Here is a 13219-nt window from a genome sequence, read left to right on the forward strand (position 1 = left end):
TCATTGCCCCAGTTTTTCTGCAATGTATGCGGCATCGATTGAACCGCTCAAGAAACGGGAGAAAACAATGAACTGGTTGAAGACTGTCGCCGCTGCCGCCCTCGTCCAGGCTGCATTCCTGCTGCCCGCCCATGCCGGCGATAACTTGAAGGCCATCCAGTCCGCCGGCGTCCTGAAAGTGGGGACTGAGGGCACCTATGCCCCGTTCACCTATCACGACGAAAGCGGCAAGCTCGTTGGCTTCGACGTTGAGATCGCCGAAGCCGTCGCCGCTAAGCTCGGCGTCAAGGCGCAGTTTCTGGAAGGCAAGTGGGACGGCCTGATCGCCGGCCTCGACGCCAACCGCTATGACACAGTGATCAACGAAGTCGGCGTTACCGATGCCCGCAAGCAGAAGTACGACTTCTCCGATCCCTACATCGCCTCCAAGGCCGTGCTGATCGTCAAGGATAGCAACAGCGACATCAAGGACTTCGCCGATCTCAAGGGCAAGAAGGCTGCACAGTCGCTGACCAGCAACTTCGGCAAGCTCGCCGAACAGTCCGGCGCCGAACTCGTTGGCACGGATGGTTTCGACCAGTCGATCCAGCTCGTGCTGACCGGCCGCGCCGATGCCACCATCAACGACAGCCTGTCCTTCTTCGATTTCAAGAAGCACAAGCCGGACGCACCGGTGAAGATCGTCGCCCAGCAGGCCAATGCCGATTATTCCGCCGCCATCATCCGCAAGGGCGAGCCGGAGCTGCAGGCCGCCATCAACAAGGCGCTGGCCGACATCAAGGCTGACGGCACCTATGCCAAGATTTCCCAGAAATACTTCGGCCAGGACGTTTCCAAATAATAGGCATCGCCGCCAAATTGTGAAAAAGATGCGTCTGGGGTCATTCCTGGACGCATTCTCTTATTGAAAGGCCGCTTCGTGCAGCACTGGTCGCAATTGATGTGGGACTCACTGGGCTCGCTGCTTTGGGCGGGACTTGTCTTCACCATCCCGCTCACCCTGATCACCTTCGTTCTCGGCTTGCTGCTCGGCCTGCTCACCGCCGTCACGCGGCTTTTCGGCCCGCGCCCGCTCGCCGCAATCGCACGCTTTTATGTCTGGGTGATCCGCGGCACGCCGCTGCTGGTGCAGCTCTTCGTCATCTTCTACGGCCTGCCGAGCCTCGGCATTCTGCTCGACGCCTTCCCTGCCGCCGTCATCGGTTTCACGCTGAGCGTTGGCGCCTACACATCCGAGATCATCCGTGCCGTCATCTCCTCGGTGCCCAAGGGTCAATGGGAAGCGGCCTATTCCATCGGCATGAGCTGGCGGCAGGCGATGAGCCGCACCATCCTGCCGCAGGCCGCGCGCGTTGCCGTGCCGCCGCTGTCGAACACCTTCATCTCGCTGGTCAAGGACACCTCGCTTGCAGCCGCAATCACCGTGCCGGAACTGTTCCAGGCCGCACAGCGCATCGTGGCGACGACCTATGAGCCGCTGATCCTCTATATCGAAGCGGCCCTGATCTACCTCGTCATGAGTTCGTTCCTGTCGACGCTGCAGGTCTCTCTTGAACGCCGTTTCGCCCGCTATGGCGGCACGCTGGAGGCGCGGACATGATCGAGCTGTCGCATATCGAAAAACGCTTCGGCGACAATGTCATCCTGAGAGACATCAGCCTGCTGATCCCGGAAGGTACGGTGACGGCGCTCGTCGGCCCTTCCGGCGGCGGCAAGAGCACGCTGCTGCGCTGCATCAACCTTCTGGAAATACCGACGTCAGGCACGATCCGCATCGGCGAAGAGACGGCCACCTTCCTACCTGGCAAGAAGACCGTCTGGCAGGACATCCAGAAAATCCGCCGGCAGACCGGCATGGTCTTCCAGAATTTCCAACTCTTTCCGCACCAGACGGCAATCGAGAATGTCATGGAAGGCTTGGTGACCGTATTGCGCTGGCCGGCTGACAGGGCGCGAGCCCGCGCGGTCGAGCTTTTGACCAAGGTCGGCATGGCGCACAAGATGGACGCCTGGCCATCGACGCTGTCGGGTGGACAACAGCAGCGCGTGGCGATCGCTCGTGCGCTGGCCCCCTCGCCTCGCGTTCTCCTCTGCGACGAGCCGACCTCGGCACTCGACCCCGAGCTCGCGGCCGAAGTCGTCGACGTTCTCGGCCGGCTCGCCAACGAGGGCACAACCATGGTGATGGCGACGCATGACCTGCGCCTTGCCTCGAAGATCGCCACCAGTGTTGTCTTTCTCGAGGCCGGCAACATCGTCGAAACCGGCCCCTCCCGTGCCATTTTCGGCGCCCCGACACAGGAGCGGACGAAGCAGTTCATCTCGACGCTGAATGCAGGGCACACCTACGACATATGAGATCACGATCTTCGCGGCCAAGGCGATCATGAGCGCAACCTTCTCACTGCGGCCGGCGACCGCGGCAGACGTCGAAGCCATCCGCTCGCTAACGCGGGACGCATATTCGAAATGGGTGCCGCTTATCGGCCGCGAACCGCTGCCGATGACCGCCGACTACACCGAGGCCGTCCGCAGCCACCGCATCGACCTGCTCGACAGCGACGGCGCACTCGCCGCGCTGATCGAAATGATCCCGCAAGCCGACCATCTGCTGATCGAGAACGTGGCCGTATCGCCCGCTCATCAGGGCCGGGGCCTTGGCCGAAAGCTGCTCGCCCATGCCGAACAGGTCGCGGCATCGCTGGGACACAAGGAGATCCGGCTCTATACCAACAAGCGCTTTGCCGAAAACGTGCAACTCTACCTGAAGATCGGCTACGAGATCTACCGCGAAGAGCCGTTCAAGGGCAGCTTCATCGTCCATATGCGCAAATCAGTTGGATAGCGCGCAACACGCCGGGCTTGAATGTTGGGATTAGGCCGCTTCCTGCCCTCAAACAAGGCCGCTGCTGGTTCACACGGTCGAGATTTGGTAGCCCTCGGAGGCCCGCTGTACGCGGCCGAAGCCGGTGATATGGCCGCCGGCGATGATCCATCCCTCACGAACAGCCTCTTCCAGTGTGGCTTGGCGAGTTTGCGCCGCCATGTCGGGGTCAAGATCAAAGACCAGCCCGATCTTTGGATCACCAGGTTGAAGATCCCCTAGATGCAGGGTGTCGCCCCAGATCAAGAGATCATTATCCTCGCCGCGCACCAGATAGCCGGTGTGGCCGGGAGTATGGCCCGGCAGAGGACGTGCCTCTATGCCAGCGAACACAGGGCCTTCCTTTATCCGTCTGACTCGGGATCCATATACGCGTTGGAGCTGTTCAGCCACGTTGAAGCCGCCCCGTCGCGCCTCCGGCGTCGCCTGTCGAGCGGCTGGATTGGTGAAAAAGGCGAAATCGCTCTCTGGCACGAATACGTCGGCATGAGGGAAATACGGAGTGTCGCCATCGAACAAGCCGAGAGCATGATCGCCATGGATATGGGTGAGCAATATGCGCCCGATCTGGTCCGGTGTTATTCCGGCCTCATGCAATGCAGATCGCGCGTGACCATATTTGGGTCCCCACGAGGTACCAGTGCCGGCATCGACGAGAATAATGCCGTCGGCGTCCCGCAGGGCAAAACAGTTTACATCCACCTGAAGCGTCGGCTTACCCCATGCTTCGATGACGCGATGCCGTGCGGCGTCGCCATCCGCATGGATCAGCACGTCCGCTGGCGCTTCAAACACGCCGTCGCGCAGAAGGATAACCTCATATCGCCCGAAGTGGCGGGAACTGTTTGTCATTAATGCGATTTCGTCTTCAATTCTACATTCATGCGACGGGCAGGCTCTGGGAGCCGCCCCTTCTTTGCTTCGCTACGGGCGGTCAGGCCCCGTAAACCACCAGCAGGTCCTTGGCATCGATCTGGTCGCCGGCGCGCACCAGAACTTCGGCGACCGTGCCGTCCTTCTCCGCGTGCAGCGCCGTTTCCATCTTCATCGCCTCGATGGAGACCAAAACGTCGCCGGCCTTGATCGCCTGGCCGGGCGAGACGAAGACGGTGGAGATGACGCCCGGCATCGGTGCGCCGACATGGGCGGCATTGCCCGCCTCAGCCTTGCGCCTGATAGCACTGCCCGACGCACCGTGAGCGCGATCCGGCACCTTGATGCGCCGCGGCTGGCCGTTGAGTTCGAAAAACACCGTCACCATGCCCTTGTCGTCGGTCGCCGTCATTGCCTGGTTGACGACAACGAGGGTCTTGCCCTTCTCGATTTCGGCAAAAAGCTCGCCGCCTTCCTTCAGGCCGTAGAAATAGGCCGGCGTCGGCAGCACCGAGACCGGGCCATAGGTATCGGCGGCCAGGGCATAGTCGGTGAAGACCTTCGGATACATCAGGTAGGAGGCGAATTCGAAGTCGTCGACCTTGCGCTCCAGCTTTGTCTCGATCGCCTTACGCTCGGCATCGAGATCGGCATCGGCGAGCAGAGAACCGGGACGAACCGTATAGGGCGCCTCACCTTTCAGCGCCTTCTTCTGCAGCGCTTCCGGCCATCCTGCCGGCGGCTGGCCGAGATCGCCCTTCAGCATCGATACCACCGATTCCGGAAAGGAAACCTCGCGCTCCGGGCTGACGACGTCGGCAACCGTCAGGTCCTGGGAAACCATCATCAGCGCCATATCGCCGACCACCTTGGACGACGGCGTCACCTTGACGATGTCGCCGAACATCTGGTTGGCGTCGGCATAGGCCTGGGCGACTTCGTGCCAGCGGGTCTCGAGGCCGAGCGAACGGGCCTGCTCCTTGAGGTTGGTGAACTGGCCGCCCGGCATTTCGTGCAGGTAGACTTCCGACGCCGGTCCCTTGAGGTCGCTTTCGAAGGCAGCATACTGATGGCGCACGGCTTCCCAATAGAAGGAGATGCGACGGATCCATTCCGGATCGAGACCCGGATCGCGCTCCGTACCCTTCAGCGCCTCGACGATCGAGCCTAGGCAGGGCTGCGAGGTATTGCCGGAGAGCGCATCCATCGCTGCATCGACGGCATCGACGCCGGCGTCCACGGCGGCCAGCACCGTCGCCGCCGCAATCCCCGAGGTGTCATGCGTATGAAAATGGATCGGCAGGCCGGTCGCTTCGCGCAGCGCCTTGAACAGCACCTTGGCCGCACCGGGCTTCAACAAGCCGGCCATGTCCTTCAGCGCGATGATATGGGCGCCCGCCTTTTCCAGCTCGACGGCGAGATCGGTGTAATATTTCAGGTCGTACTTCGGCCGGGCGGAATTGAGGATGTCGCCGGTGTAGCAGATCGCCGCCTCGCAGAGCTTGTTCTCCTCGGCGACGGCATCCATCGACACCCGCATATTCTCGACCCAGTTCAGGCAGTCGAAGACGCGGAAGAGGTCGATTCCGCCCCGGGCAGCCTGGCGGACGAAGTATTTGACGACATTGTCGGGATAGTTGGTGTAGCCGACGCCGTTGGCGCCGCGCAGCAGCATCTGCAGGAGCAGATTCGGCGCGCCCTCGCGGATCAGCGACAGGCGCTCCCACGGATCCTCGGTGAGGAAGCGCATGGAGACGTCGAAGGTGGCGCCGCCCCAGCATTCCAGCGACAACAACTGCGGCAGCGCCCGGGCATAGGTGCCGGCCACCCGGGCGATATCGAAAGTACGCATGCGGGTGGCGAGCAACGATTGATGGCCGTCACGCATCGTCGTGTCGGACATCAGCACGCGCTTTTCGTTGCGCATCCATTCGGCAAACTTTTGCGGACCGAGCTTGTCGAGCCGCTGCTTGCTGCCGTCAGGAACCTTTCCGTCGATATACGGCAGGATCGGTTCGGCGGCCTTCGGCGACGGCGCCGGCCGGCCGCGCGCTTCCGGATGGCCGTTGACGGTGACGTCGGCGAGGTAGGTGAGCAGCTTGGTGGCGCGGTCCTGGCGCTTGACCTGCTGGAACAGCTCCGGCGTCGTGTCGATGAAGCGCGTCGTGTAGCTGTTGTCGCGGAATTTCGGATGGGTAATGATCGCTTCAAGGAAGGTGAGGTTGGTCGCGACACCACGGATGCGGAATTCGCGCAGCGCCCGATCCATGCGGCTGATCGCCTCCGAAGGAGTCGAAGCCCAGGCCGTCACCTTGACCAGTAGCGGATCGTAGAAACGGGTGATGATCGCACCGCCATAGGCCGTGCCGCCATCGAGACGGATGCCGAAGCCTGCAGCCGAACGGTAAGCAGTGATGCGGCCGTAATCCGGAATGAAATTATGTTCCGGGTCTTCCGTGGTGACGCGGCATTGCAAGGCATGGCCGTTGAGATGGATATCCTCCTGCTTCGGAACACCCGACTCCGGCGTGCCGATGGCGAAGCCGTCGAGGATATGGATCTGCGCCTTGACGATGTCGATGCCGGTGACGACTTCGGTCACGGTATGCTCGACCTGGATGCGCGGATTGACTTCGATGAAGTAGAACTTGCCGGTTTCGGCATCCATCAGATATTCGACGGTGCCGGCGCCGACATAATTGGTCGCCCCGGCGATCTTCAGCGAATAGGCGGCCAGTTCCTGGCGCTGCGCTTCGGTCAGATACGGCGCCGGCGCGCGCTCGACGACCTTCTGGTTGCGGCGCTGAACGGAACAGTCGCGCTCGAAGAGATGCACGACATTGCCGTGCGTGTCGCCGAGAACCTGGCTTTCGACGTGGCGCGCACGCTCGACCAGCTTTTCGAGATAGACTTCGTCCTTGCCGAAGGCGGCCATTGCTTCGCGCTTGGCTTCCGTCACTTCCTTGGCGAGATCCTTGGGATCGCGGATGGCGCGCATGCCGCGGCCGCCACCGCCCCAGGAGGCCTTGAGCATGACCGGATAACCGATCTCCTCGGCCATGCGGGCAACCTCAGCCATGTCGTCGGGCAGCGGCTCGGTTGCCGGCACGACGGGAACGCCGACGGAAATGGCCAGATTGCGGGCCGCGACCTTATTGCCGAGCTGGCGCATCGTATCAGCCCTCGGGCCGATGAAGATGAGGCCGGCGGCATCGCAGGCGTCGACGAATTCCGGGCTTTCCGACAGCAGGCCGTAGCCTGGATGGATGGCATCGGCGCCCGACAGCTTGGCGACGCGGATGATCTCGTCGATCGACAGGTAGCTTTCGATCGGGCCGAGATCGCGGGCGAGATGCGGACCGCGGCCGACCTGATAGCTTTCGTCGGCCTTGAAGCGATGCAGCGCGAGTTTGTCTTCCTCGGCCCAGATGGCAACTGTTTTTATGCCCAGCTCGTTGGCGGCGCGAAACACGCGGATGGCAATTTCAGAACGGTTGGCAACCAGGATTTTGGAAATGGGCAAATGCGGTCTCCCTCGCGACGCCGGAAGCGGGCATGCTGCACCCGCGAAGGAAATTCTTAACTTCTTGTCACGAGAAGTTCAATTTCCCCTGCGACATCCGACATCAAAATAGTTGCCATTACGGAATAAGTCCGTTTCTAAAAGCGATGGCAACGATATGCTGGCGGTTCTTGGCATTCAGCTTATCCTGGATGCTGTTCATATACCAATCGACGGTGTGATTTGAGATCTTGAGCATCCGGCTGATCTCCATCGAGGTCATGCCTTCCGCGAGATGATTGAGCACCTCCATCTCGCGCCTGGTAAGCTTGACATCGATCGTGGCCGCCTCTTCCAGTGATCGTGCTTCGTCACGCAGTTCCAGAAGCCGCCAGAAGGCTTTTTTCGCCACCGCATCGAACAGCGCGATTTCGACCGGCGACAGATCGACCACATTGCCGCCGATCGTCATGCTGCCAAGCAGACCGCTGCGCCCATGAACAGGGAAGATGTAGCCGTCGATGAGCCCATGGGCGCGGGCATCGGCCATCATCTGCTCCATGCGCCGACGGAGCGGATCGCCCTTCAGTGCCGCCATGGCATCGCGCCAGCGGAAAGGCCGCTGCGCCCGGCCGAGATAGCGAATGGTGGGATCGACCAGGATGTATTTCTTGGTGACATAGGTGAGCGGCCATTTGTCTGGCCAGCGTCCGGCAAGGACGAGATTCATAGGGTCGGTATTCGGCCGCGGCTGCTTCAGCAGACCATAAAAATCGAACTTATAAGACCGCAGGACCAATTCCAGCTCTGTCACAACATTCTTGGCAAGCTTGCATTCTTCAATAACCACAAGCAATTGTATTAAGGAATGAATATTCACATAAACCCCCTGGCCTAAAAGCCTGGTTCTTCGTCAGCAGATGCCGTCATCATCATCCGCTTTGCCGCCGACACGGCTGATGGCGGGCAAACATACCCAGATCGAAATGAAATTAAACGTCTTTGGCGAAAATTTTACCGATCAACCTTAAATAGCAACCGCGTCGCCGCGCGACAATGCCAATACATGAACTATCCTATAGTTGTCACATTTCTCGGACAGCCGCTTGCACGCCCTTGCGGCTACAAGCGAAACGCGTCAAAATTCCCCTGAAAAAACAGCGTCAGATTCCGTTAATCGCCGGTTCAGGTAGCAATCTGTAGCATCCAGCATTCCTTATTTGCGAATGCACAGAGGGTGCCAGACGTGTCGCTGTTCAAAGTCTATGCCAGAGCCCTGAAGTATCTTGGCGCGTATCGATACCGCGTCTGGATGGTTGTCATCGCGAACATCGCGCTGGCGATGACCACCATTTACGAGCCGGTTCTATTCGGCCGCATCTTCGACTCCATCGCCAAAAAACAGGCAGTGGCGCCGACCATGATGCTGTGGGCAGGTTTCGCCGTCTTCAGCGCGGTAGCGTTCATCGTTGTTTCCCGTGAGGCGGACCGTCTCGCCCATGGGCGTCGCGCATCGCTGCTGACCGAAGCATTCAGCCGAATCATCTCGATGCCGCTCTCCTGGCACAGCCAGCGTGGCACAGCGAGCGCGTTGAACACGCTGCTGCGCGCCTGCGAAGCTCTGTTCGGCCTCTGGCTCGAATTCATGCGCAACCATCTGTCGACTGCGGTCGCGCTTGTTGTGATGATCCCGACGGCCATGGCTATGGACCTGCGTCTCTCGGCCGTGCTCATCCTGCTCGGCATCTTCTACTGGGTCATCGGCCGCCTCGTCATGAGCCGGACGAAGGATGGCCAGACCTCGGTGGAAAGCCATTACAATACGGTGTTCTCGCATGTCAGCGACAGCATCAGCAACGTTTCCGTGCTGCATAGCTATAACCGCATCGAAGCCGAAACCAGGGCGCTGAAGTCCTTCACTGAACGACTGCTCGCCGCACAGTATCCGGTTCTCGACTGGTGGGCGCTCGCCGGTGCGCTGAACCGTACGGCCTCGACCGTCGCCATGATGGCCATCCTGATGATCGGTACGCTGCTGGTTCAAGACGGCAGCCTGAGCCTCGGCGCCCTCATCACCTTCATCGCCTTCGCCAACGTGCTGATTGGCCGCCTGGAACAGTTGCGCAACTTCGCCAACCAGATTTTCGAAGCGCGCGCCAAGCTGGAAGACTTCTACACGCTGGAAGATTCCGTCCGCGACCGTGAAGAGCCGGCCGGCCTTGCCGAGATCAAGGACGTCAAGGGCGAAGTCGAGTTCCGCAACGTGTCCTTCGGCTTCGGCAATACGTCGCAAGGCCTGCACAATATCAACTTCACGGTGAAGGCTGGGCAGACGGTCGCAATCGTCGGTCCGACCGGCGCCGGCAAGACGACGCTCGTCAACCTGCTGCAGCGTGTCTTCGACCCGCAGGACGGCCAGATCCTCGTTGACGGCAACGACATTACCAAGGTGACGCGCAAGTCGCTGCGCCGCTACATCGCCACCGTCTTCCAGGATGCCGGCCTGCTGAACCGCTCGATCAGCGACAACATCCGTCTCGGCCGCGAGGGTGCCACCGAAGAGGAGATGGTCCGCGCCGCCGAAGCGGCTGCCGCCAACGACTTCATCGAGAATCGCGAAAGCGGCTATGACACTCGTGTCGGCGAACGCGGCAACAAGCTCTCCGGCGGTGAGCGCCAGCGCATCGCCATTGCCCGCGCCATCCTCAAGGACGCGCCGATCCTGGTACTCGACGAAGCGACCAGCGCGCTCGACGTGGAGACCGAGAACCGGGTGAAGGCGGCGATCGACAATCTGCGTCAGAACCGCACGACCTTCATCATCGCTCACCGCCTGTCTACGGTACGCGAGGCCGATATCGTCCTCTTCCTCGACAATGGCCGCGTGATCGAAAACGGCAGCTTCAGCGAGCTCAGCCAGAGCAACGGCCGCTTCGCCGCCCTGCTGCGCGCCAGTGGCATCCTGACGGACGACGAAGTCCGCAAGGCACACGCCACGGAAACCGAAGCCGCCTGATATTTTCCAAGGGGCCCAAAGATCGAAGCCGGGGGAGCGATGCTCTCCCGGCTTTTTTGCTGCCGAACTTCCGGCCGGACGACGTATGTCAGGTACGTCCGACGCCGTCGCCGCCCTGCGTCTGTCGAATACATGGCTGAACCAAAAACAAGAAAGGCCCGGCAGGGAAAACCGGGCCTTTCTCCTTCTCTGATCGGAGGTCAAATCGGTTGTGGCGTCAAGCTGGAGTCAAGGCCAACGTCAAACCGGTTATGACTGGCGTCAAACCGGGATCAGATCAGAACTTGCGCTCGAAGCGGAGCACGCCGGCCCACTGGTCCTGGTCGGCAGCGTCCCAATCGGTGTAGGAAACTTCCGGCTCGATCAGCAGGTCCTTGACCGGACGCCAGGCGACGTTGGCGGTGGCGGCAAAGATTTTCGAGTCGGTATAGGCGACCTGAGCATTGGCCTGCAGCTTCGGCGTCAACTGATAGCTGGCGCCCGTCCAGAAGGCCCAGTCACCCCAGCCGCAATCCGCGCCATTGGTCGGGCAAGCTGCGCGGTTGCTGTTGAGGTAGGAACCGGCATACTTGTTCAGCTTGTCGCCATCCGTGTTCCATCCACCCATCAGGAAGACCTTGAAGTCGCCGAAATCGGCGTCGATGCGCGCTTTGATGGCGCCTTCCTCGACAATGCTGTCATAGCCGCCGATGATCCGGAGGGTCCATGCGCCCGCCTTGTAGCCGGCGCCGGCAACGACATCAGGAGCATAGTGATTGGCCTTACCTGTTTGCCACGCGCCGCCGTAGGACGACGTATCGGCTGACGAGTTGGAATCTTCCAGCGAGATCACAGCCGTGAAGCCGTTGCCGGCGTCATACCTGTAGGTGAACTGGTTGAGTTCCTTCGGGCCGTCATAGACGACGTCATCGTTGATGACGTTGCCGGCATAGCCCATGTAGAGATTATACTGCGAGTCGAGCTTACCTACGATGAAGCCGGCAAGGCTGATATTGGCCCAAAGCAGCTTGGTGGCGGTGGTGCCGCCCTCCTGCCAGTCCCAGCGGTAGACGGTGTTGGTCTTCAGCGGGCCGTATTCGGTATCGGTCGCCGTGTCGATGCTGAGCTCAGCGCGGGTATGCCAAAGCGTACCATTCTTGCTGTTGGCGTTGTAGGCATCATACCATTCGCCCTCGGTGCGGACGCGGCCGCCGATCTTGAGGCAGGTTTCGGTGCCCGGAATAAAGAAGTAGCCGGCGCCATAGGCGTCGCAAATGCGAACATATTGAAGCGGTTCCGGCTCGGCAGCCACAATAGCGTCAGCCGCCTGCGCCCCCGAGGCGGCTGCCAGGGCGGCGGCCGAACCGAGAAGAAGACTTCTAATATTCATAAATACTCCAATCTAGTATCGATTGGGCATGAGTTATCGCGCCGAAAATTCGACGTTCCCTACCCCATTCCCGTTTTGACAATCCCCACGAATGCGTCGCGCCCGTTTGTACGCTTTAACGCCGGGGTGGCGGCACTCCCCGAGCACCGTCACGATCTCGATGTAGGAATTCAATTTTGCACAACAAGATTTTGGGCAACTGAATATTTGCCGCAACGCGCCGGGTCACCGTTGCGTTGCAGAAAAATCACGTCACACTTCGTTCGCACAATTGTTGCAAAACGAATTAACGATATAGATCAATAGATTATAAGTTGTGGTACGGAATGGCCGCGAGACAAATTATCGACTTTTTTCGATCCGTGCCGGCAGCGGAATTGTACCCACGGATGCCGCGATGGGCCGATGGCCTGCTGTATCCAGCCGCCTATGCTCGAGATAGTAGGCATAGGCAAACTGTGCGACGATGCCGACCAGAACATAGGCGCCGCCAACAGCCGGGTCCTTATCGGTGACGTACAGGATGACCTGGCCGACCATGGCGAGGATCGTGCCTGCAACGAAGATGCTCAGTGAATGCCGCCCGAGGATCGCCAACGGATGATCGGCGGGCCGGCGCAGCAATCGCGAAACCGTCGGGACGCTGACGATGATATAGGCAAGCGCCAGCACATGCAGCAATCGCGGCAACGACAGAAAGGTCTTGTCGAAACCGGTGACGACCGTGGGCAGGCCGAGCGCAGCGAGGTGATCGCCCAGCGTCCAGAGTTTGTCGGTGACCCAGATGAAAGACAGAACGACATAGGCAAGCGACAGCGCAAACAGGACCGGATTATAGGAGATCCGGCCGCCGCGCTTCACATGCATGATGGCGACGAAGCCAATAACGAACAGGAACTGCCAGGAGAGCGGATTGAGAAACCAGAAGCCGTCAAGCAGCGTCGTATGCGGCGCGATCTGATAGATGCCGGCGACCAGCCAGACACCGGCGGAGACCAAGAGCAAGAGCAGCGGGCTTCGCGCCTCCAGCACCAGGATCAGCGGCAGCATCAGGAACAATGCGCCATACATCGGCAGGATATTGTTATAGCCGATCTGGTGCCCGAGCAGCAGCAAGGCCGGAATGCCGCGAGCCGGATCCATCAGCACAGCAAGGATATTCACCTCGCAGAGCAAGCCCGGCTGGCGGAATATCCATGCGCCGGAGATGAACAGCACCAGCGTGATGAAAGTGGTGATCATGTGCGCAGCATAAAGCGTCAAGGCGCGCCTGACCGCCTTCCAGGCGATTGAAAGCTGATTGCCAGGCATAAACCGCGTGCCATAGGCGAGACCGACGGAAATGCCGGAGATCAGCACGAAGGCTTCCGCCCCATCGGAGAAGCCGAAATTCTTGGTAGTCAGCCGCTCGAAAAACTGGCCCGGCACATGATTGATAAAAATCGTAATCAGGGCCAAAGCCCTTAGAACATCCAGTCTCGTATCCCGCTGCGTCGCCGTCTTCGGCAAGCTCACTCGACTTGCCGAGGCCACGTCGATATTTGCCCTGGAATTCATGGACTTCTCCTGTTCCGA

Annotated in this window: 10 protein-coding genes; 5 read left to right on the forward strand and 5 right to left on the reverse strand. The window is 60.3% G+C overall.

The window, feature by feature from the left end; genetic code table 11:
* The first annotated feature begins 67 nt into the window (after positions 1 to 67).
* The 4 genes from FHT86_RS25895 to FHT86_RS25910 all read left to right on the forward strand — a co-directional run bounded on the left by FHT86_RS25895 (position 68) and on the right by FHT86_RS25910 (position 2845).
* Positions 68 to 841, forward strand: a complete 774-nt coding sequence (locus FHT86_RS25895) for an amino acid ABC transporter substrate-binding protein (RefSeq protein ID WP_133708803.1) — start codon at positions 68 to 70, stop codon at positions 839 to 841.
* Between the two features lie 78 nt (positions 842 to 919).
* The gene (locus FHT86_RS25900; protein ID WP_133709264.1) at positions 920 to 1600 is read left to right on the forward strand and encodes an amino acid ABC transporter permease; all 681 of its coding nucleotides are present in this window, start codon (positions 920 to 922) and stop codon (positions 1598 to 1600) included.
* The gene (locus FHT86_RS25905) at positions 1597 to 2358 is read left to right on the forward strand and encodes an amino acid ABC transporter ATP-binding protein (protein ID WP_133708802.1); all 762 of its coding nucleotides are present in this window, start codon (positions 1597 to 1599) and stop codon (positions 2356 to 2358) included. The genes FHT86_RS25900 and FHT86_RS25905 overlap by 4 nt, the downstream gene beginning before the upstream one ends.
* Positions 2333 to 2845: a GNAT family N-acetyltransferase gene (locus FHT86_RS25910; protein ID WP_246779645.1), complete on the forward strand. Its 513-nt coding sequence runs from the start codon at positions 2333 to 2335 to the stop codon at positions 2843 to 2845. Before FHT86_RS25905 ends, FHT86_RS25910 begins: the two co-directional genes overlap by 26 nt.
* Positions 2846 to 2914: 69 nt before the next feature.
* On the opposite strand, the gene FHT86_RS25915 is transcribed toward FHT86_RS25910, so the two are convergent.
* The 3 genes from FHT86_RS25915 to FHT86_RS25925 all read right to left on the reverse strand — a co-directional run bounded on the left by FHT86_RS25915 (position 2915) and on the right by FHT86_RS25925 (position 8139).
* The gene (locus FHT86_RS25915; RefSeq protein ID WP_133708801.1) at positions 2915 to 3736 is read right to left on the reverse strand and encodes an MBL fold metallo-hydrolase; all 822 of its coding nucleotides are present in this window, start codon (positions 3734 to 3736) and stop codon (positions 2915 to 2917) included.
* An 82-nt stretch (positions 3737 to 3818) separates the two neighbouring features.
* A complete protein-coding gene (gene pyc / locus FHT86_RS25920) occupies positions 3819 to 7280 on the reverse strand; it encodes a pyruvate carboxylase (RefSeq protein ID WP_133708800.1) in 3462 nt (1153 codons plus the stop codon).
* 118 nt (positions 7281 to 7398) lie between these two features.
* Positions 7399 to 8139, reverse strand: coding sequence for a helix-turn-helix transcriptional regulator (locus FHT86_RS25925; protein WP_133708799.1), 741 nt, complete (start codon positions 8137 to 8139; stop codon positions 7399 to 7401).
* Positions 8140 to 8505: 366 nt separating this feature from the next.
* Here FHT86_RS25925 and FHT86_RS25930 point away from each other — a divergent pair, with 366 nt between their 5' ends.
* Entirely contained in the window at positions 8506 to 10275 is a 1770-nt protein-coding gene (locus tag FHT86_RS25930; RefSeq protein ID WP_133708798.1) for a glucan ABC transporter ATP-binding protein/ permease, read from the forward strand.
* A 277-nt stretch (positions 10276 to 10552) separates the two neighbouring features.
* On the opposite strand, the gene FHT86_RS25935 is transcribed toward FHT86_RS25930, so the two are convergent.
* Both FHT86_RS25935 and FHT86_RS25940 read right to left on the reverse strand, forming a co-directional pair.
* Positions 10553 to 11644: a porin gene (locus tag FHT86_RS25935; protein WP_133708797.1), complete on the reverse strand. Its 1092-nt coding sequence runs from the start codon at positions 11642 to 11644 to the stop codon at positions 10553 to 10555.
* A gap of 342 nt (positions 11645 to 11986) precedes the next feature.
* Positions 11987 to 13201 carry an OpgC family protein gene (locus tag FHT86_RS25940; RefSeq protein WP_133708796.1) on the reverse strand — a complete coding sequence of 405 codons (1215 nt, stop codon included), beginning with the start codon at positions 13199 to 13201 and terminating at the stop codon, positions 11987 to 11989.
* Positions 13202 to 13219: the final 18 nt, after the last annotated feature.

This window comes from Rhizobium sp. BK313, assembly GCF_014193655.1.
GTDB lineage: Bacteria > Pseudomonadota > Alphaproteobacteria > Rhizobiales > Rhizobiaceae > Rhizobium.